The following is a 20,432-nucleotide window of genomic DNA, read 5'->3' on the forward strand; positions in this document are numbered from 1 at the left end:
GGACCGGCCGTCGCGCGTCAGCGGCCCGGTGTGCCCTCCTGTCACGACCGCCGGGTCGCGGGCGCGAGTGATGCGTGGGTGGGGCCGTGCAGGGGAGTCCCCGCAGGGACTGGCGCACGTGCCGGGTTCGCTCGCGTTGCCGGCTTCCGCGCCAGTCCTGAGGAGACGCCCCGGAGGGGCCCTGCCCACCACCCACCGCACAGTGCGGCGCCCCCGGGGCACGGCGCCGAAAATTGGAGCCCGTCCGGCGATCGAGGACGGAACCCCCGCACCCCGGACCGGGGCACCGCACCACGCAACGCCCCCGCCCCGCCCCGCCCAGGGGCCCCGCACCACGCGACGCCCAGGAGCCCCGCGCCACGGCGACGAGAACCAGGCCGCCCGCCACGGTTCACCTTCTGTTCACTCGCCCCCGTAAGCCGCTTCACCTGTTCTGCCTAATTTCGGCAGTGCACGGTGCGCGGCGAAACGCCGCACCACCCACCACATCGCACGCCGTCGTAGAACGAACAAGACCTCGGCGGCTCCTGGAAGGAAAAACCCGAAAGTGAAGCTTCAGCGCAAGAACCGGCTTCGTGCCACCGCGCTCGGTGCCCTCGCCGTCTCCAGCGCCCTGGTCCTCACGGCGTGCGGTTCGGACAACAACAGCGGCGGCAGCACGGGCGGCAGCGGCGAGAAGACGAGCGCCGCGTCGAACATCAAGTGCGACGACGCCAAGGGCCAGCTCCTCGCCTCCGGCTCCAGCGCGCAGAAGAACGCCATGGACCTCTGGGTCAAGGACTACATGGCGGGCTGCAAGGGCGTCGAGATCAACTACAAGTCGTCGTCCTCCGGTGAGGGCATCATCGCCTTCAACCAGGGCACGGTCGGCTTCGCCGGCTCCGACTCGGCGCTGAAGCCCGAAGAGGTCGCCGACTCGAAGAAGATCTGCAAGACCGGCCAGGGCATCAACCTGCCGATGGTCGGCGGCCCCATCGCGATCGGCTTCCACCTCGAGGGTGTCGACAGCCTGACGCTGGACGCCCCCACGCTCGCCAAGATCTTCGACGGCAAGATCAAGAAGTGGAACGACCCCGCGATCGCCAAGCTCAACAGCGGCACGAAGCTTCCGGCCAAGGCGATCCAGGCCTTCCACCGCTCCGAGGACTCCGGCACCACGCAGAACCTCGGCAAGTACCTCGCCGCCACCGCGCCGAACGACTGGAAGTACGAGCCCGAGAAGAAGTGGCCGGCCCCCGGTGGCCAGGCCGCGTCCGGCTCCGCCGGTGTCGCCGCCCAGGTGAAGCAGGTCGACGGCTCGATCGGTTACTTCGAGCTCTCGTACGCCTCGTCGCAGTCCATCTCCACGGTCGACATCAACACCGGTGGTTCCGCCCCGGTCAAGGCCTCCTCGGAGAACGCCTCCAAGGCCATCGCCGCCGCCAAGATCAAGGGCACCGGCAAGGACCTGGCGCTCGACCTCGACTACACCACCAAGGCCGAGGGTGCGTACCCGATCGTCCTGGTGACCTACGAGGTCGTCTGCGACACGGGCAACAAGGCCGAGACGCTTCCCACGGTCAAGTCCTTCCTGAACTACACCGCGAGTGACGAGGGTCAGAAGGTCCTCACCGACGCCGGTTACGCGCCGATCCCGACCGAGATCAACGCCAAGGTCCGCGAGACCATCGCGTCCCTCAAGTAACCAGAAGCAACACCCGTAACACCAGCTGAAATCCAGCTCCACAGCAATACCCGGCAGGCCGGCCCGGTGTACCCCTCCGGACCGGCCCGCCGGCACCACCCCCATCCGGTGCACCGCCGCCAGGGGAGCACGTCGCTCCCCCACACAGACCGGAAAGACCATGGCTTCCACCACACCGACAGACACGCCACCGGCGCACCCGGTGCAACGCAAGCGCGCCAGGCCCAAGGCCGTCGGACGCGCGGGCGACACAATCTTCCTGGGCCTCTCACGGGGTTCAGGCATTCTGCTGCTCGTGATCATGGCGTCGATCGCCGTGTTCCTCACGTACCGCGCGACCCTCGCCATCTCCAAGGACCAGGGCAACTTCCTCACCACGCTGGACTGGAACCCGGTCGGCGACAAGCCGGTCTTCGGTATCGCGGTCCTGCTCTTCGGCACGATCGTCAGCTCGATCATCGCGATGGCCATCGCGGTTCCGATCGCTGTCGGTATCGCCCTCTTCATCTCGCACTACGCGCCGCGCAAGCTGGCCGCGCCCCTCGCGTACGTCGTCGATCTGCTCGCCGCAGTGCCGAGCATCGTGTACGGCATCTGGGGCGCCCTCTTCCTGGTCCCGTACCTGGAGGGGCTGAACCTCTGGCTCGACCAGTTCTTCGGCTGGACGTACGTCCTGGAGAAGACCGAGGTCGGCGTCGCCCGCTCGCTCTTCACCGTCGGCATCCTGCTCGCGATCATGATCCTGCCGATCGTGACGAGCGTCAGCCGTGAGGTCTTCCTCCAGGTCCCGAAGATGAACGAGGAAGCCGCCCTCGCTCTCGGTGCCACCCGCTGGGAAGTCATCCGCCTCTCGGTGCTGCCCTTCGGCCGCTCCGGCGTGATCTCCGCGTCGATGCTGGGCCTGGGCCGCGCACTCGGCGAGACGATGGCCGTCGCCACGGTCCTGTCGCCGAGCTTCGTCATCTCGGCGCATGTGCTCAACCCCGGCGGCGGAACGTTCGCCCAGAACATCGCCGCGAAGTTCGACGAGGCGGACCAGTTCGGGCGCGACGCCCTGATCGCCTCCGGCCTCGTCCTCTTCATCCTCACCCTGCTGGTCAACGGCGCGGCCCGGCTCATCATCGCCCGCCGCAAGGAGTACTCGGGGGCCAACGCATGAGCCAGGCAGCCAACACCGGCATACAGGAACGCCCCACCCCCACGACGGTCGCTTCCCGGAACAGCCTCAGCAGCCGGGTTCTCCCCCGCTGGGCCCCTGCCGCCTTCGCGGGCGCCGCGCTCGTGCTCGGCGTCGGCATCGGCGCGGCGGCCGGCTGGCAGAGCCGCATCCAGTGGGGCCTGTTCTCCGCGGTGCTCTTCGTCGTCATCTCGTACGTCACGACGTCGGTCGTCGAGAACCAGCGCCAGGCCAAGGACCGGCTCGCCACCAGCATCGTCTGGGTGTGCTTCCTCCTCGCCGTCGTGCCGCTGGCCTCGCTGGTCTGGACCACGGTCAGCCGCGGCGCGAAGGTCCTGGACGGCTATTTCCTCACCCACTCCATGGCCGGTGTGCTCGGCACGGCGCCGGGTGGCGGTGTCTACCACGCCCTGATCGGCACCCTGGAGCAGGTCGGCCTCGCCACCTTGATCTCCGCCCCGATCGGCCTGCTGACCGCCGTCTACCTGGTGGAGTACGGCAAGGGCGCGCTCGCCAAGGCCGTGACGTTCTTCGTCGACGTGATGACCGGTATCCCGTCCATCGTCGCCGGTCTCTTCATCCTGTCGATCATGCTGATGGCCAAGCTCCAGCCGTCCGGCCTGATGGGTTCGCTGGCGCTCACGATCCTGATGATCCCGGTCGTGGTCCGCTCCACCGAGGAGATGCTCAAGCTCGTCCCGAACGAGCTCCGCGAGGCATCGCTCGCCCTCGGCATCCCGAAGTGGCGCACCATCCTGAAGGTGGTTCTGCCCACCGCGATCGGCGGTATCACCACAGGTGTGATGCTCGCCATCGCCCGGATCGCCGGCGAGACCGCGCCGATCATGCTGCTGGTCTTCGGCAGCCAGCTGATCAACACCAATCCCTTCCAAGGCGCACAGTCGTCGCTCCCCTTCTACATCTGGGAGCAGTACAAGATCGGCAGTGAGCCGTCGTACGACCGTGCCTGGGCCGCCGCTCTGGTCCTGATCGCCTTCGTCATGATCCTCAACCTGGTGGCCCGCGGTATCGCCCGCTGGAAAGCCCCACAGCACTGAATATGCGGCTCCGCCGCGTGGCCGGCCGCTGACGCGGCCAACAGAGAGAAGCAGTGATTCAAATGGCCAAGCGCATCGACGTCAGCGGCCTGTCCGCCTACTACGGCTCCCACCTCGCCATCGAGGACATCTCGATGACCGTGGAGCCCCGCTCCGTGACCGCCTTCATCGGCCCGTCCGGCTGCGGCAAGTCCACCTTCCTGCGCACCCTGAACCGGATGCACGAGGTCACCCCCGGTGGCCGCGTCGAGGGCAAGGTGCTGCTGGACGACGAGAACCTGTACGGGGCCAACGTCGACCCGGTCACCGTGCGCCGCACCGTCGGCATGGTCTTCCAGCGGCCGAACCCGTTCCCGACCATGTCGATCTTCGACAATGTCGCTGCGGGCCTGAAGCTGAACGGTTCGTACAAGAAGGGCCGGCTGGCGGACGTCGTCGAGAAGTCCCTCCGCGGCGCCAACCTCTGGAACGAGGTCAAGGACCGCCTGAACAAGCCCGGCTCCGGCCTCTCCGGCGGTCAGCAGCAGCGTCTGTGCATCGCCCGCGCGATCGCGGTCGAGCCGGATGTGCTGCTGATGGACGAACCGTGCTCCGCCCTGGACCCGATCTCCACCCTCGCCATCGAGGACCTGATCGGTGAGCTGAAGGAACGGTTCACGATCGTCATCGTGACGCACAACATGCAGCAGGCGGCCCGCGTCTCGGACCGCACGGCGTTCTTCAACCTCGCGGCGGTCGGCAAGCCCGGCAAGCTCGTGGAGATAGACGAGACGGAACGGATCTTCTCCAACCCGTCGGTCCAGGCGACGGAGGACTACATCTCCGGCCGCTTCGGGTGACCAGGTCACCCGGGTACGGGGTCGGCCCGGGCCGGGGGCGTGGGTGGTAACTGCCGGTGGTGGGTTTCCACCGGCGAACCCACCACATCCCTCCGGCGAACCGGCCCCGTTCACAGACAGCCTTTGGGGTGCTGCATGGCGGTGCCACCCTCAAGGCAAAGGGTCCGCCCCCGCTCCTCACAAGGGAGCGGGGGCGGACCCCTTTCACTTCAAGCCCACGGGGGGCGTCACTCACCCGAACAGCAGGACGACGCCCCCGTAACTCGCGGCAGCGACCAGCGCCGCGGCCGGCATCGTGATGAACCACCCGAGGATGATGTTCTTCGCGACTCCCCACCGCACCGCGTTGACCCGCTTCGTGGCGCCCACACCCATGATCGCCGAGGTGATCACATGCGTCGTGGAGATGGGCGCGTGGAACAGGTACGCCGAGCCGAACATGATCGACGCCCCGGTCGTCTCCGCGGCGAAGCCCTGCGGCGGGTCCAGCTCGATGATCTTCCGGCCGAGCGTCCGCATGATCCGCCAGCCACCCGCGTACGTACCCAGCGAGAGCATCAGCGCGCAGACGAGCTTCACCCAGACCGGGATCGGGTCGCTCGGACTCTCGACATCGGCGATGACCAGCGCCATCACCACGATGCCCATCGTCTTCTGCGCGTCCTGCAGACCGTGCCCGAGCGCCATGCCTGCCGCCGAGACCGTCTGGGCTATGCGGAAGCCGCGCTTGGCCTTGTGCGGGTTGGCGTTCCGGAACAGCCACATGATCGCGATCATCACCAGATAGCCGACGATCAGGCCGACGACCGGCGAGACGAACATCGGGATGACGATCTTGTCGAGCACCCCGTCCCAGTGCACCAGCGTTCCCCCGGCCAGCGCCGCTCCGACCATGCCGCCGAACAGCGCGTGCGAGGACGACGAGGGCAGACCGAAGTACCAGGTGACGAGGTTCCAGATGATCGCGCCGACAAGGGCGGCGAAGAGGATTCCCATCCCCTTCTGCCCCTCGGGCGTCGCGATCAGACCCTCACTGACGGTCTTGGCGACTCCCTGGCCCAGGAAGGCACCGGCGAGGTTCATCACCGCGGCCATCGCCAGGGCCGCCCGCGGGGTCAGCGCCCGGGTGGAGACCGAGGTGGCGATGGCGTTCGCCGAGTCGTGGAAGCCGTTCGTGTAGGTGAAGCCGAGCGCGACACCGATGGTCACGATCAGCGCAAAGGTGTCCACGTGGTTCAGGACTCCTTGACCGCGATGGTCTCCACCGTGTTGGCGACGTGCTCGAACGCATCGGCCGCCTCTTCCAGCACATCCACGATCTGCTTGAGCTTCAGCACCTCAATGGCGTCGTACTTGCCGTTGAAGAGATGGGCGAGCAGCTTGCGGTGGATCTGGTCGGCCTGGTTCTCCAGACGGTTGACCTCGATCCAGTACTCGGTGAGGTTGTCCATCGTGCGCAGATTGGGCATCGCCTCGGCGGTCAGCTCGGCCGCCCGCGCCAGCACCTCGATCTGCTGCTCGACACCCTTGGGGAGTTCTTCGACCTGGTACAGCACGACCAGGTCGACGGCCTCCTCCATGAAGTCCATGATGTCGTCGAGCGACGATGCGAGGTTATAGATGTCCTCGCGGTCGAACGGCGTGATGAAAGAGGAGTTCAGCTGGTGGAAGATCGCGTGGGTGGCATCGTCCCCTGCGTGCTCCGCTGCCCGCATGCGTTCCGCGATCTCGACTCGGGAGGCAGAGTCCGCCCCGAGCAGTTCCATGAGGAGTTTCGAGCCCGTGACGATGTTGTCCGCGGATGCGGAGAACATGTCGTAGAAGCTCGTCTCCCTGGGGGTCAGACGAAAGCGCACGTGGGGTCCTCGGATGCTTTGGATTCGGTCAGGCTGATGCTAGGTGCATCATCCGGCCACGGCTAACCGGCGTTCTTCAGTGTCGCGCATCGAGCACGGTGATCAGCACGGGCCCCCGGTCACGTTTCAGCTGAATTCGTTAGGATATACCCACCCGGGGTATATAGGGCGCAGGGTAAAGGGAAAACGGGAGGCAGCAATGACCACCACAGAGGCGACGGAACCCACCGGGGAATCGGCGGAGATCCTCACCGACCACGACCGCGGCATACACGGCTACCACCATCAGAAGGCCGACCACGTCAAGCGGCTGCGCCGGATCGAGGGCCAGATCCGTGGTCTGCAGCGGATGGTCGACGAGGACGTCTACTGCATCGACATACTCACGCAGGTCTCGGCGTCCACCAAGGCTCTCCAGTCGTTCGCGCTCCAACTACTCGAGGAGCATCTGCGCCACTGCGTCGCGGACGCGGCGGTCAAGGGTGGCGAGGAGATCGACGCGAAGGTCGAGGAAGCCACGAAGGCCATCGCCCGGCTGCTCCGTACCTGAGGCAGCGCCGTGTGAGGTCGCCTGGGACACTGCCCGAGGTACCGTCTGACGTCCGCTTTTGTCCGTCACCCCCGGTGGTCGCCCCGCCGGGGGACGGTGGTGCGTTCGGCGCCCGCCCCGACGTTGAGCACCTCGTCGATACGGTCCGCACTGAGGCGTTCACCGATGGCGGCCGACGCCGCGATCATCAGCTCACCGCACAGCTCGATCTCGGCGAGGGCCACATGGTCCTGAACGGTCCGAGTGCTGAGCGTCACCACGTACGTCACCTCTCACTACCGTCGCCGACTTCCTAGCGTAGGGAGCGGACCACGTGCCGCGCATGGCACGGACGGACCATTTCGGCCGCGCCGGATGCCTACGCGCCCGGCCCGCCGCCTCGGCCGCCGCTACCGCTGCCCCTGCTCGATCTGCCCGGTGTAGATGTCACGGCCGTCCGGAAGCCGCACGTCCACGGGCACCCCGAATCCGAACAGCAGCGTCGTCGAGACCACCTGCACCGGCGGACCCTCGTTGGCGAAACTGAACCGGTGGCGCACCTTCCGCAGCCGCCCCGCCCCGTCCAGATACGCGTCGAACGGCACGGCGTCCATGCGGAACCCTTTCGCCGCCGCGGCCAGTGCGCCACGCGATCCGGGCGAGGCGGCCCGCGCCGCGCGTCCGAGGTCCGCGGTCCCCCGGTAGTGCCGGACCGTCACCCCGGCGAGCTCGCTCTCCCCCACATACGTCACCGTGCTCGCTCCCCGAAGCAGTTCCGCGGCCGCCATCGGATCGGTGACCCCGCCCGTGACGAGATTGCCGTCCTCCAGTGCCGTCGTGTCGACCCTGACCCACTTGCCGGCGGGGACTCCCGCGCCACGGTTCTTCATGTAGAGCGCACCGGGGGTGAGGAGTTCGGTGATGGGGCGGTGTTCGTCCTCGCCCGCGGCGTCCTTCGGCAGCACCACGGTGAGCCGGCCGAGCTGCCTGCGGAAGTCGTACCTCCCCCGCCCCGTGATCGTCACCCGCGTCCCGCCGGCCGCGGTCTCCATCGACGTACGCACCTCTGCGCTTCCGACGACTTCCCGGCCCCTTGGCCGATTCCCGCCCCCCGTCCCCGCGAGCACCGCGGCCGCCCGGTGGATCGCGTCGAGGGGATCACCCCCACCCCGCTCGTCCACCACGCTCCGGCCGCCGACATCGGTCCCGCCCCGGCCACCGCTGTCCGAGCATCCGGCGGCCGCCGCCATCACGCCCACCACGGCGAGGGCGCAGACAGCGCGCGTCCCGCCTCCGGACCTGTGCTGCTGCACCACCATCGCCTGCCAACCCCCAACGACGTACCGCTTGCCCGTGCCCCCACCCGCCCCGCATAACGACCACCCTTGTCCCCCGTCACGCCGTCCTCGTAGGCCTCACGGACGGGTGCCCGTCCCCAGTACCGTGGACGGGTGTACGACCAACACACCGCCGGGGTCACGCCGACCGCTACCCCCGCCTCGCCGACACCCCCCGCCCACGAGCCCTTCACCATCGAACGTGGCTCGTTCTGCATCGCCCGCTGCGACTGCGGGTGGACCGGCCCGGCCCGCCGCTCCCGCGACCGCGCCCGCACCGACGCCGCAGAGCACCGCGCCGCCCGCTGATCACGGATCACGGATCACGGATCACGGATCACCGACAACCGATCACCCGACGGTCGCCCGACCGATCGCCCCGCCCGACCGATCGCCCCGCACGGCCATGACCCGGAGGGTCCGATGAACCTGCCCAACCGGCGCACCCTGCTCACCGCGGGCGCGGCAACAGCTCTGGCCACCGCCACGGCCACCTCCTGCGGAGGCGCCGGCACGGATTCCTCGGATGCCGCCCCGTCCGCCACCCGCACATCGCCCGCATCGCCCACCTCGGCCGGCTCACCCCCTGCCACCACCGGCAAGGCCAACTGGCCCGCCCTGGCCAAGAGCCTCGACGGCATCCTCGTACGCCCCGAGGACGCGGCGTACCGGACGGCCCGCCAGCTCTACAACACCCGTTTCGACGGCCAGAAACCGGCGGCTGTCGCGTATGTCCGGCACGAGGCGGACATCCGCGAGTGCCTGGCCTTCGCCCGCCGCACCTCCACCCCCGTCTCCATCCGCAACGGCGGTCACTCGTACGCGGGCTGGTCGAGCGGCAACGGGCGTCTGGTGATTGACGTCTCCTCACTCTCCCGGGTCGACCGGGACGGCACCGTCGGCGCGGGCGCCAAACTCATCGACGTCTACCGGGGACTTGCCCAGCACGGGCTGACGATCCCCGGAGGCTCCTGCCCCACGGTCGGCATCTCCGGTCTCACCCTCGGCGGCGGCCACGGCGTCGCGTCCCGCGCGTACGGCCTGACCTGCGACAGCCTCACCGCGGCAACCCTCGTCACCGCCGACGGCACAACGGTGACCGCCGACGCCAAGCACCACCCCGACCTCTTCTGGGCGCTGCGCGGCGGGGGCAACGGCAACTTCGGTGTGGTCACCGAGCTGACGTTCCGCACCCGCCCGGCCCCACGGACCGTCACCGCGTACATGTCGTGGCCGTGGTCGCGCGCCCGGTCCGTCATCGCCGCCTGGCAGGAGTGGGGCCCGGACCAGCCGGACGAGATCTGGTCCTCCGCACATCTCGCGGCGGGACCGGGCGGCGGCAACCCGACCGTGTCGGTCGCCGCGTTCGGCCTGGGAACCTACGGCGACCTCCAGAACGCCGTCGACCGCCTGGCGGCCCGGATCGGCGCACCGGCGTCCTCGGTGTCGCTGCGCCGCCGCAGCTACGAGGAGGCGATGCTGGTGTACGCGGGCTGCGCCGGCATCAGCGACGATCAGTGCCGTCTGCCGGGGACGACACCCGGCCGTAACGCGCAGGGCGCGCTCCAGCGCGAGACGTACGCCGCCGCGTCCGACTTCTTCGACCATTCCCTGTCCCCGGCGGGCATACAGGCCCTGCTCGACCGGACCGAGGCGTTCACCCGGATCGGCGTGGCCCCGAGCGGCGGCGGATCGATCGTGCTCACCGCGCTCGGCGGGGCGATCAACCGGGTCGACCCGCAGGCGACGGCGTTCGTCCACCGCCACTCACGGATGCTCGCCCAGTACATCGCCGCCTGGCGTCCCGGCACGGCGGGCACGGCCCAGCAGGACTGGCTGAAAAACACCCACGGGGCGCTGCGGCGTCACGCGTCCGGAGCGGCGTACCAGAACTACACGGACCCGGCGCTGACCGACTGGCGGCAGGCGTATTACGGAACGGCGGCCGACCGTCTCACCCGGGTGAAGAAGCAGTACGACCCCGAGCGCCTCTTCACTTTCCCGCAGGCGCTGTAACGCAGAACTGGGGGCGCGAACGCCCCCAGTTCTCCCTCGGTCACACCGTCTAGGCGGCCAGGTCCTTCTCGCCACCGTCGCCCGCCCGCGGGCGCGGCTCCGGGATCCCGAGCGGGCGCCCCTCGGCCGCGGCCGGCACAAGCCGCCTCGACCGTACGAGCCACCCCACGCGCTCCGACCGTGAGACGGCGGCGACGACCGGCGTCAGCAACGCCATCGCGAGCGGCGCGAGCAGCAGTGTGGCAGCAGTGCCGAGCGCGAACCCGCCGATGACGTCGGTCGGGTAGTGGACCCCCATATAGATCCGGCAGAAGCCTTCCGCCAGCGCGAGGACGATCGCGGCGAGTCCGAATTTCCGGTTGGCCACGAACAGTCCGACGCCGAGAGCCATCGCCATCGTGGCGTGGTCGCTCACGAACGAGAAGTCGTTCTTACCCGACACCAGGACGTCCAGGCCCTGGTGGTCGCGGAACGGGCGCGGCCGCTCCACGAAGTCCCGGATCGGGATGTTGACGAGCAGCGCGATCCCGGCGGCGAGCGGCGCCCAGACGATCCCGGCGACCGCGGTCACCGAGTCCTCGGCCGTGCCGCGTCGGCGGACGCTCCACCAGCACCACAGGACCACGAGGACCATGCCGAGCATGATCCCGTACTCGCCGACGAACTCCATCACCCGGTCGAACCAGGTCGGAGCGGATTTTGCGAGCCCATTGATGTCGTAGAGCAGGCTGACGTCTGGGTTCGACCCATCCAGTGCGAGTCCAGCCATCTGCTGCGGCCCCTTGCCTTGTCTGCTGCCGCGGTGCACAGCCGTGTGCACCGCGTATGACGAACCCCCGTGTTCGGTTCGACCACTCTCTCGATCACTGCTTCGATCACTGCTGCGTGTGATACGCGACGGTGCCGGGCAGCGCCGCATGGTCAGTGCGCGTGCTGCCCCAGTCCAGGGAACGAAGCTCTCCGCGTGTACGTTCCACTCTCCACCGAATGATCACCATGACGTTATCGAAGAGTGACTCGTCGTCGCAGCTCAGGGCCCAGGCTTCACGGAGAGTTCCGGCCACCGACGACTCCCCGTCACGCCGCCGGCTGGGCGGTCGGGAGTGCCGCCGCGCCGTCCTTCGTCACGCGCGTCGCACCGAAGTAGTCGGGCGTGTCGATCTTGTCGAAGCGGATCACGGCCCCGGTGTACGGCGCGTTGATCATGTACCCGCCGCCGACATACAGCCCGACGTGGTGGATCGCCCGGGAGTTGGTCAGGTCGTCGGAGAAGAAGACCAGGTCGCCGGGGAGCAGTTCGCCCCGTGAGGGGTGCGGCCCGGCGTTGTACTGATCGTTCGCCACTCGCGGCAGCTCGATGTCCACGGTCCGGTACGCGGCCTGCGTCAGTCCGGAACAGTCGAACCGTCCACCCTGCTCAGCCGTGCCGTTCCCGCCCCACAGATATTTCGTACCGAGCTTCTTCTGTGCGAAGTAGATCGCCCCGGCCGCCTGCCGCGAGGGCTCGACCCGCCCGACCGGCCGGGCGAAGCTCTTCTCCAGCGAACGGATGATCTTGACGTAGTTCTGCGTCTCCGCGATCTTCGGTACGCCGCCGGAGCTGATGACCCGGTACGCACCGGCGTTGTAGGCGGCCAGCATGTTGTCCGTCTGATCCCCCGGCACCTTCTTGACGTACCCGGCGAGTTCGCAGTCGTAGCTGGCGGCGGAGGGGATGGCATCGGCCGGATCCCAGACGTCCCGGTCCCCGTCCCCGTCCCCGTCGATCCCGTGCCCCGACCAGGTCCCGGGGATGAACTGCGCGATGCCCTGCGCGGCGGCCTTGCTCTGCGCCCGCGGGTTCCACCCGCTCTCCTGGTACAGCTGAGCGGCGAGGAGCGCGGGGTTGATGGCCGGGCAGAGGTTGCCCCACTTCTGCACGAGCGGCTGGAACTTCGCCGGCACCGCCCCCTTCGCCAGCCCGACGGCCGCGTTGCTGCCGGCGTTGCCGAGGCCGGCGGCAGCGGAGTACGTACCGACGACGAGCAGCGCCACGAAGCACATGGCGACCCCGATGCCGATCCCACCGACCACCCAGAATTTCCGCACCCCTCAACCATCCCCCATCCGGGGCGGGTTCAAGGCCGTTTTCGCGGGTGTGTACGAGTTGTCCGGAGCACGGGCCGGCTCGCCGGGGTCACCGACCGCGCACCGAGGAGAACGAATTCCGCCGACTGACCAACCCTCAGGACGCTCCCGCGGACCAGTAGTCGGAGCGCACGTTGGGGCGCGGCAGGGGGTAGACACCCTCGTACGCCGGACCGTTCGGCTCGGACGTGGAATCGGCGACCTTCGACTCCTTCACGCAGGGGCTGTCCGCCTCGAAGAACGCCTGCCCCTTTCCGCGGAAGCTGACGCTGATTCCGAACCCGGCGTCCGTCCGGGCATAGACGGCCGGGAACTCCGTGTCCTTGTTGATCGCCTTGATCCGGTAATCGCTCTTCCGCCAGAACTTCTCCACCTGGTCCAGGAATTCCGCCCGGCGCGACGCCGACACGATGGTCATCACCGTGCGCCTGCGGGTCACGTCGCACGTCCCCGCGGTCGTCGGCCCGTGTGCCCACTGCACCTCGGGATCGATGGCCTTCAGCACCGCGTCGAGCATGCCGTCGGACCGCTCGGCGGCCTGTTGCATGTCCATGCGCCCCTTCTTCCCTCCGGCGTCCCCTTGCCCCTGGTGTTCGCTCCCGCACGCGGACAGGGAGAAGCCGAGGGCCAGGGCCACCACAACGATCCGGAACCGTCGCTTCATCGCTGTGCCTCCATCTTGAGACTGTCGGCGTGTCCCGACACGATCAGAGCGATGCTGTCCGCCGAGACGGCGTCCCTCACCGGATCGAAGTAGAGAGAGTGGGCGTCAAAGCTCAGGCCGGAGCCGCTGACCACCGGTGGCCCGTCGCCCACGGGGAAGCGCCTGGCGCCGAATGCCTTGCTCGCCGGGTCCTTGCCGAACCAGAGGTCGTCGTCTCCCGGGTCGGCCAGATCCCCGGCGAAGTATGCACCAGCAGGACCGAACGCCAGCATCCCCAGCGTGCCCACGGCGGTCTGCACCTTGGACGGGAGCTTGGTGACCGGGTCGTTCGCCGCGGCGCCGACGAAGACGTGTCCGGCACCGACCCCGAGGTCCACGGCCTGATCCACGCCCACCCCCGGGCTGCCGACCAGAATGATGTCGTCGACTCCCGGAATTCCGCCGACATGCTGCGCGGCGGCTCCCACGGTCCGCGAACCGTACGAGTGCCCGATGGCTGTCAGATGCGGATCCTTGTTCTGGTTGGTGGCGACCAGCCCGCTCATGAAGTCGTTGTACGCCACGCCGCCCTTCTCCGCCCGCCCCGTACCCATGACCGCCAGGCTGCTCAGCCCGTCCGGCGTCTGGGGTGCGTCGTAGCCGAGCCAGACGATCGCCGCACTGGACTGTTCGTACCCCTGGGCGCCGATCGCGGTGTCACGGGCCCGCTTGAGATCGTTCTTCGCGAACTCCTCGTCCAGGGAGGTGTTCAGCCCCGGCACATACGCCGACACGTTCTTCGACGTGTCCGGATTCCCGAACGAGACGATCGCCCGCCCGTTTCCCTCGTCCGATATGCCGAGCAGGTACATCGGCGGCTGCTTCCCGTTCTCCTTCAACTGCCGCTCGATCTCCCGCAGTCCGGCGAGCTGCTTCTGCGACGTCGCGTCGTCCTGCCCCGACAGCTTCCCGATCAGCTGAGTCAGGTTCTTGCGGTTGGCAGCGTCCCTGGTCGCCGCCGGGATCCCGTCGAGGTTGCCGATCCGATCCGGGGAAAGAGCGAGGTACTGATCACGCTGATCCTGCGTCAGTCCGTCCCACCACGCCTTGCGCCCGGCAGCAGTGCCGCCCCGCGGGATGCGGGCGTTCAGATAGTCGCGCTGGTCCGCCTGCACGGCCGCCCCGACACGGGAGCCGGAACCGGGCAGCCCGGCGCCGACGCCACCGACGCCGGTGGCCGCCTTGATCAGCTCCCCCGCCGCACCGGCGCGGTCGCCCCGGGACCACTTGTTGCTCGCGCTCTGCGCGTACTGGGCTACCTGATTGCCGAGGTTCCTGCCGTTCGTGACGGGGTGGAAAACGGTGTCCGCGGCGCCGCTGACATCGCCCCAGAGGCCGTCGCCGACGAGCCCGGTGAAGAAGCCGCCGTCCGATGCGTGACCGGGGGCGCTCGGACCCTCGCCCCCCTCGGCGGCCTGAGTGGCGCTACCGCCGTCTCCGCCGGATGCGGTGGACCCGCCCGAGGCGTCCGACCCACCCGAGTCCGAACCTCCCGACGCTGCGGACCCTCCCGAGTCCGTACCCCCGGAGTCCGATCCACCGGATGTTGCGGACCCTCCCGAGTCCGTACCCCCGGAGTCCGATCCACCGGATGCTGCGGACCCTCCCGAGTCCGTACCCCCGGATGACTCGGACCCACCGGACGAAGAAGTCCCTCCGGATGACCCCGACCCACCGGACGAAGAAGTCCCTCCGGCGACGGTCGACCCTCCGGAGTCCACACCGCCGGACTCCGTAGCGCCACCGCCGGAAGCACCACCACCGCCATCCTCGCCATGACCGGCCACCACGCCACTGCCCGCCGCCGGGCAGGCGCTACCGGTGAGCCGGCAGATCGCGCTCTGGATCTCACCGGTCAGCTGCCCACCGATCTGCGTCGCCATGAGCGCGCCGACGAGAGCCACGACCACCAGGACAGCACCCAGGTACTCCATCGCGGTCTGCCCACGGTCACGACGGGCCCTGAGCACTCGCGTGAGGAAGAACGGCCGCTGTATGGCGCGCTGTTCAGGACTGAGCCTGAACCAGGCGCGGGAGCTTCTCCGGAACAAGAGGACGACGACGGCGACAGGTATCACCAGCTGGGGGACACCTTGGACGCCGCCGTCCCCACTCAAGGTGGCCAATGCACCGAGGGCGAGCCAGACGTGTACGGCAAGGAGTCCACGGCGGATCCCGACGCCACCGGTCCACAGACGCAGCGAGAGGACGAACCCGGTGACGCCGGGTAACGCCGCGTACAGCAGCATTCCCAGCAGCCGACCGTCCACCGCATCGACCGAGGACGCCACCGACAACACGTCGATCACGCCGACGACGGTGACCACGAAGAGCACGCGGACGAGGATCAGCACTGCTTGCAGCGTGCTCGGCAGGGGCTGCCTGCGCGGATGGTCCACGACAGCATCCGCGGCGAAGCCACCCGGAACCGCTAATCCTCGTATGCCAGACACGGCGAGTCCCCTGCCTTGTGAGTGGGTGCAGTGAGCAGTGACAGATCCGCCACTCCACGTATGCGACCACACCGGCACCGGGCGGGGCATGGGCCCCAGGGCCCAATGCGAGACTCAAAGTGCGCGATACATCCAGAGGTTCAGGTCACCTTGTCCTGATGTGGTGTCAGGTCGCCCCGGCAGACCAGAAGTCGGAGTGCACGTTGGGGCGGGGGATGAGTTCCACGCCCGCATAGCTGCGCCCGTTCGGCGGAGTTGCGGGTTCGGCGACGTCAGACTTCTTCACGCATGGACTGTCGACCTCGAAGAACACCTGACCTTCGCCTCCGACGATCAGAGTGACTCCAAAGCCGTCCTTCGTCTGCGCAAAGATCGCCGGGACGTCCACATCGTTGTTGATCGCCTTGATCTTGTAGCCGCTCTTCCGCCAGAAGCGATCCACCACGCCCAGGAAGCTGCCGCGACGCTCAGCAGAAATTATGGTCATTACAGTGCGCCTACGAGTTACATCACAGCTGCCTGTGGTCGTCGGGCCATGCGTCCACTGAACCTCCGGTTCGATCTCCTTCATGACAGCATCGAGGATCCCATCAGCGCGCTCCGCTGCGCCTTGCATATCCATGTTTACCTCCTTCCCTCCATTCACACAGCCGGACATTTCCATGCACATCAGCAGTACGGCAGCTGTCAGTCGAATCCGGAAACTCATCGGTACTCTTCCGTCTTGAGTTTGCTGGAACGCCCCGCAGAGATCAGAGCAATATTGCTTGCCGATACCGCATCTCTTTCCGGGTCGAAGTACTGAGAGTGCGCATCGATCGAGACCCCTTTTGCGCTGATCAGCTCCGGACCCTCATTCACGGAAAAACGCCTCGCGCCAAACGCTTCACTCGCCGGATCCTTTCCGAACCAGAGGTCGTCATCTCCCGGATCGGCGAGATCACCAGCCACATAGGCAGTAGCTGGCCCTCCAGCAATCAATCCCACAACGCCGACAGCTGCCTGCTGCTTGGAGGGGAGCTTGGTCACCACATCATTCTCAGCTGCACCGACAAAAACATGGTCTTTCCCAACCCCGAGATCCTCAGCGCGGTCCACACCAACCCCCGGACTGCCCACCAACACGATGTCGTCCACACCGGGAATCCCGCCACCTTGCTGAGTTGCGGCACCGACAGTGCGCGAACCATAAGAATGCCCGATAGCCGTCAGGTGCGGATCCTCATTCTCATTCGTAGCCACTAAGCCCTCCGTGAAGCCATTGAATGCTTTCCCACCCTTCTCAGCCCTTTCATCACCGGCTACCGCCAAACTCGAAAGTCCGTCTGGCGTCTGCGGCGCGTCATAACCAAGCCAGACAACCGCGGCACTGGAATGATCGAGATACCGTGTCCCAATGGCTGTGTCACGGGCCCGCTTGAGATCCCCTTCTGCAAAATCCTTATCCAGCGACGTGTTCAGCCCTGGTACGTATGCCGAAACATTTCTTGCCGTATCCGGGTTCCCGAAAGAGACAATTGCCCGCCCATTGCTCTCGTCGCCGATTCCGAGCAGATACATTGGCGGCTCGCCAGATTTCGGCAGCAAGCGCAACTGCCGGTCAATCTCCCGCAACCCCGCCAACTGCGTCTCCGCCCTGTCCCCCTCCTGCCCTTCCAGCTTCCCGATGAGCAGTTGCAGGTTGTCCCGGTTGGCGGCGTCCCGTACGACCGCCGGGATTCCGTCCAGGTTGCCGATCTGGTCCGGGTACACCGCGAGGTACTCCTCCCGCTGTTCCTGTGTCAGCCCGGCCCACCACGCCTTGCGTTCGGCCGGGCTCGCGTCGTGCGGGATGGCTTCGTTCAGGTAGGCACCTGCCGCGTTCCGTGCCGCTGCCGCGTCCGTCGCCGCGTCCGTCCAGGCCGGGCCGGGGACCTTCAGCCCCTCCTCGGCCTTCAGCTTCCGCAGGATCCGCGTGTAGCGCCAGTCGATGTCGGCGGCTGTCCGCACGGCCTTGGCCACCCGGTCGGCGATGTCCTGCGCCTTGGCCACGTTCGGGTTGGGGGCGACGAGCCCCGAGGGTGGCAGCAGCCCCGGTACTCCGCCCCCGGTCGCCGTCCCACCCGGCATCGGCTTCCCGTCGATCAGCCCCTCGCCGGCCTCCGGGTAGGTCACCGAGCCGTCCGGGTGCACGGTGAACTTCAGCGCTTCCGCGTCGTCCAGCGCTTCCCGCAACGCCCTTTGCTGGCCCCTGAGTTCGTGGGCCATGCTGTTCAGCGTGGTGCGGAGCAGACCGCACTCCGTGTACACGTACTGGAAGTTCTGGCTGAGTTGGCGCAGCCGCCCGACGGCCGCGTCGGCCGCCTCACCCTGCTGCGTCCCGCGCAACCCGTTCAGCAGCTGCTTGTCGATGCGGTCCCGGCCGGCGTCGGCCAGGTTGCTGGCCCGGCCCCATCCGTCGGCCGCGCCTTCCAGTTCGGCGCAGTTCACGTCGCGCAGTTGGGCCCACGTGATCTTCGAGGTCATTGCCCACCGGTCCACGGCTCGACCCGTGCGAAGGACGACTTCACGGTCTCGTCCGTGACGCCCTGGGCCCTTACGACGGCGCGGAGTTTCCCGGCGAGGCTCCCGCACTCGCAGCGCGCGGCGTCGATCCGCCGCTGCCACGACTCGCGTACGGCGCCGAGTTCGGCCAGCGCCTCCAGCCCGACGGTTCCCGTCACGACCCCTTCGTGCGCGGCCTCCAGCTCGCTCTTCACCGGCCCCAGCAGCGTGTGCAGCGACTCGGCTCCCCCGGCGGCCCTCAACCAGGGCCCGTCGCTGTGCCTCAGCTGATCCCTGCCACCACCACCCGCACCGTCACCGGCACCGCCCGCCCCGCTCAGATCGCTCAGCTTCTGCCGACCCACCACGGCCACCCCGCTCACCCCGCTCCTTGATCGTGGAGCGGCACTGTCCCAAAGACGGCGCACCCGACACGCCATGCGCGTCAGCCCTCGAGGTGGCCGTCCGGCCCTGAATTGCAGGGCCGGACGCCCACCCCGCCCCCAGTGGGATTTCACCCGATCGGTGGACCGCCGGAGGGCGTGTGATCAGACGGTGCCGACCGGGCAGTTGTGGTATCCGGCGACCAGCCGGTCCTCCCCGGCCGCCTTCGCCAGGACCCGTGTGGCGAGCACGAGGTGTTCGGCGGGAACCGCGGACCCACCCGCCGGCAGGATTCCGCTGCGGCTGATCACCACGGCGGCGTCCTCGCCGATGAACCGCACGCTCCGCACCTCGTCGACAACGGTCGAGCCCTTGAGCGGTCCGGCGAATCCGGCGGCCATCCGGGCACGGATGGCTTCTCTTCCGTCGCTGTATACGAGCCGGGCAACGGTGGGCGGCCGCGGCGACGCCGACTCCACCGCCCGGGTGTGGGGCCTGCGGCCCCGTCTCCCGCTCGGGCAGCTCCAGAACCCCCGGCAGGGTTTCGTGAACTCCTGTGCCCTGGAGGCCGGACCACGCACAACACGCTTAGCCCATCCAGGCCCACCTCACGACGAAGCATCCGCTTTCTTATAGTTTCGCATGGTTTTATCTCGCCATGGAGACAATCAGATGATGGCTGAAGACCGACGGCAGGACACGCACACACAGGCGATTACATCGCGGCGGCGCGTGCTGGCCGCAGCGGCACTGGCCCCGATGCTGGCCGGGGCGGGAGCGGCCGCCGCTCAGGCCCTGCCGGCCGGAACGACCGGAGCAACGGGAATGCCCGGGATGCCCGGGGACTGGCGTCGCAGGCGGGTCAAGCCGGCGACCACCACCGAGGCGGACTGGGCGGACGTCGCGCACGTGCTGGGCCGCAGAGGCAACATGCTGCGGGGAACGACCTACCACACCCCCTTCCCCCGCGGGGATCTCTACGTGGTCTCCGATGGCGTCACCGTCACACCGGCGCTCGCGCTGGGCACGCACGTGGCCTTCGTCCGTTATGCCGACGGCACCACGATGGTGATGGGCGATGTGGTGGTCACCGAGGACGAGCTGCAGCACGTGACGGACGCCTGGCAGGCGAACGGAATCGCGCAGACCGCGCTCCACAAGCATCTGCTTGCCCAGACACCCGACATCTGGTGGACGCACGTCCACGGACACGGCCACGACGCGGTGGCCCTGGCGCGCGGCCTGCGCGCGGGATTCGACCTCACCGGGACCCCGCCGGCAGAACCGACCGGCCCGCCGGTCCCCCACGACCTGGACATCGCCGGCATCGAGGCTGCGCTGGGCGCGAAGGGCTCCAGCGACGGCGTGGTCTACAAGGTCGTCTTCGCCCGTCGCGAGACGATCTGCGACGGCCATCTGGTACTGCCTCCCGGTCTGGGATCGACCAGCGCGTTCAACTTCCAGCCGCTGGGTGGCGGCCGGGCCGCGCTCAGCGGCGACTGCGTCATGCTCGCCGAGGAGGTCCAGAACGCACTGGGCGCTCTGCGGCGCGGCGGGATCAAGCTTGTCGAGCTGCACAACCACCACTTGACGGAAAACCCTCGCCTGTTCTTCACCCATTTCTGGGCCGTGGGCGACGCCGTCGAACTCGCCCGGGGGCTGCGCCCCGCGGTGGATGCCACCAACGTCGTGCCGATCAGCTGAGAAAGAGTGGTGGGAGCGGGTTGCTCTCGGGTACCCGCTCCC

General features: G+C 68.2%; 20 protein-coding genes. 8 read left to right on the forward strand and 12 right to left on the reverse strand.

What is annotated here, in order from left to right:
* Positions 1-547: 547 nt before the first annotated feature.
* From pstS to pstB, 4 genes are all read left to right on the forward strand, one after another.
* The gene (gene pstS / locus AB0I23_RS36410; protein WP_359116380.1) at positions 548-1,684 is read left to right on the forward strand and encodes a phosphate ABC transporter substrate-binding protein PstS; all 1,137 of its coding nucleotides are present in this window, start codon (positions 548-550) and stop codon (positions 1,682-1,684) included.
* A gap of 160 nt (positions 1,685-1,844) precedes the next feature.
* Positions 1,845-2,843: a phosphate ABC transporter permease subunit PstC gene (gene pstC / locus AB0I23_RS36415; RefSeq protein WP_359116383.1), complete on the forward strand. Its 999-nt coding sequence runs from the start codon at positions 1,845-1,847 to the stop codon at positions 2,841-2,843.
* A complete protein-coding gene (pstA, locus tag AB0I23_RS36420; protein ID WP_359116386.1) occupies positions 2,840-3,919 on the forward strand; it encodes a phosphate ABC transporter permease PstA in 1,080 nt (359 codons plus the stop codon). The genes pstC and pstA overlap by 4 nt, the downstream gene beginning before the upstream one ends.
* Before the next feature lie 62 nt (positions 3,920-3,981).
* The gene (gene pstB, locus AB0I23_RS36425) at positions 3,982-4,758 is read left to right on the forward strand and encodes a phosphate ABC transporter ATP-binding protein PstB (RefSeq protein ID WP_359116389.1); all 777 of its coding nucleotides are present in this window, start codon (positions 3,982-3,984) and stop codon (positions 4,756-4,758) included.
* Between the two features lie 231 nt (positions 4,759-4,989).
* Here the strand turns inward: pstB and AB0I23_RS36430 are convergent, their stop codons facing one another.
* On the reverse strand, positions 4,990-5,988 hold the full coding sequence (locus AB0I23_RS36430) for an inorganic phosphate transporter (protein ID WP_359116391.1): 999 nt from the start codon (positions 5,986-5,988) through the stop codon (positions 4,990-4,992).
* A 5-nt stretch (positions 5,989-5,993) separates the two neighbouring features.
* Positions 5,994-6,614 carry a DUF47 domain-containing protein gene (locus AB0I23_RS36435; RefSeq protein ID WP_037695792.1) on the reverse strand — a complete coding sequence of 207 codons (621 nt, stop codon included), beginning with the start codon at positions 6,612-6,614 and terminating at the stop codon, positions 5,994-5,996.
* 199 nt (positions 6,615-6,813) lie between these two features.
* Here AB0I23_RS36435 and AB0I23_RS36440 point away from each other — a divergent pair, with 199 nt between their 5' ends.
* The gene (locus AB0I23_RS36440; RefSeq protein WP_359116394.1) at positions 6,814-7,164 is read left to right on the forward strand and encodes a metal-sensitive transcriptional regulator; all 351 of its coding nucleotides are present in this window, start codon (positions 6,814-6,816) and stop codon (positions 7,162-7,164) included.
* A 65-nt stretch (positions 7,165-7,229) separates the two neighbouring features.
* On the opposite strand, the gene AB0I23_RS36445 is transcribed toward AB0I23_RS36440, so the two are convergent.
* Positions 7,230-7,424, reverse strand: a complete 195-nt coding sequence (locus tag AB0I23_RS36445; protein ID WP_037695967.1) for a hypothetical protein — start codon at positions 7,422-7,424, stop codon at positions 7,230-7,232.
* A 129-nt stretch (positions 7,425-7,553) separates the two neighbouring features.
* On the reverse strand, positions 7,554-8,462 hold the full coding sequence (locus AB0I23_RS36450) for a hypothetical protein (RefSeq protein WP_359116397.1): 909 nt from the start codon (positions 8,460-8,462) through the stop codon (positions 7,554-7,556).
* Positions 8,463-8,594: 132 nt separating this feature from the next.
* On the opposite strand from AB0I23_RS36450, the gene AB0I23_RS36455 reads away from it, so the two are divergent.
* Both AB0I23_RS36455 and AB0I23_RS36460 read left to right on the forward strand, forming a co-directional pair.
* Positions 8,595-8,789 (forward strand): hypothetical protein, encoded by a 195-nt coding sequence (locus AB0I23_RS36455; RefSeq protein ID WP_359116400.1) that lies wholly within the window; start codon positions 8,595-8,597, stop codon positions 8,787-8,789.
* 114 nt (positions 8,790-8,903) lie between these two features.
* A complete protein-coding gene (locus tag AB0I23_RS36460) occupies positions 8,904-10,496 on the forward strand; it encodes an FAD-binding oxidoreductase (RefSeq protein WP_359116403.1) in 1,593 nt (530 codons plus the stop codon).
* A 49-nt stretch (positions 10,497-10,545) separates the two neighbouring features.
* Here AB0I23_RS36460 and AB0I23_RS36465 read toward each other — a convergent pair whose 3' ends face one another.
* The 8 genes from AB0I23_RS36465 to AB0I23_RS36500 form a co-directional block, all read right to left on the reverse strand.
* Positions 10,546-11,265, reverse strand: a complete 720-nt coding sequence (locus AB0I23_RS36465; RefSeq protein WP_359116406.1) for a phosphatase PAP2 family protein — start codon at positions 11,263-11,265, stop codon at positions 10,546-10,548.
* Positions 11,266-11,573: 308 nt separating this feature from the next.
* The gene (locus AB0I23_RS36470; protein ID WP_359116409.1) at positions 11,574-12,584 is read right to left on the reverse strand and encodes a bifunctional lytic transglycosylase/C40 family peptidase; all 1,011 of its coding nucleotides are present in this window, start codon (positions 12,582-12,584) and stop codon (positions 11,574-11,576) included.
* Positions 12,585-12,720: 136 nt separating this feature from the next.
* Entirely contained in the window at positions 12,721-13,287 is a 567-nt protein-coding gene (locus AB0I23_RS36475) for a hypothetical protein (protein WP_359116412.1), read from the reverse strand.
* Positions 13,284-15,779: an alpha/beta hydrolase gene (locus AB0I23_RS36480; protein ID WP_436847051.1), complete on the reverse strand. Its 2,496-nt coding sequence runs from the start codon at positions 15,777-15,779 to the stop codon at positions 13,284-13,286. The genes AB0I23_RS36475 and AB0I23_RS36480 overlap by 4 nt, the downstream gene beginning before the upstream one ends.
* 166 nt (positions 15,780-15,945) lie before the next feature.
* Positions 15,946-16,401, reverse strand: a complete 456-nt coding sequence (locus AB0I23_RS36485) for a hypothetical protein (RefSeq protein WP_359116415.1) — start codon at positions 16,399-16,401, stop codon at positions 15,946-15,948.
* 83 nt (positions 16,402-16,484) lie between these two features.
* A complete protein-coding gene (locus tag AB0I23_RS36490) occupies positions 16,485-18,284 on the reverse strand; it encodes an alpha/beta hydrolase (protein ID WP_359116418.1) in 1,800 nt (599 codons plus the stop codon).
* Positions 18,281-18,685: a hypothetical protein gene (locus tag AB0I23_RS36495; protein WP_359116420.1), complete on the reverse strand. Its 405-nt coding sequence runs from the start codon at positions 18,683-18,685 to the stop codon at positions 18,281-18,283. The genes AB0I23_RS36490 and AB0I23_RS36495 overlap by 4 nt, the downstream gene beginning before the upstream one ends.
* A 165-nt stretch (positions 18,686-18,850) precedes the next feature.
* Positions 18,851-19,267, reverse strand: coding sequence for an SgcJ/EcaC family oxidoreductase (locus AB0I23_RS36500; protein ID WP_359116423.1), 417 nt, complete (start codon positions 19,265-19,267; stop codon positions 18,851-18,853).
* A 151-nt stretch (positions 19,268-19,418) separates the two neighbouring features.
* On the opposite strand from AB0I23_RS36500, the gene AB0I23_RS36505 reads away from it, so the two are divergent.
* On the forward strand, positions 19,419-20,390 hold the full coding sequence (locus AB0I23_RS36505) for a DUF1259 domain-containing protein (RefSeq protein WP_359116426.1): 972 nt from the start codon (positions 19,419-19,421) through the stop codon (positions 20,388-20,390).
* Positions 20,391-20,432: the final 42 nt, after the last annotated feature.

Origin of the sequence: Streptomyces atratus (assembly GCF_040655115.1) — a bacterium.
Taxonomy (GTDB): domain Bacteria; phylum Actinomycetota; class Actinomycetes; order Streptomycetales; family Streptomycetaceae; genus Streptomyces; species Streptomyces atratus_D.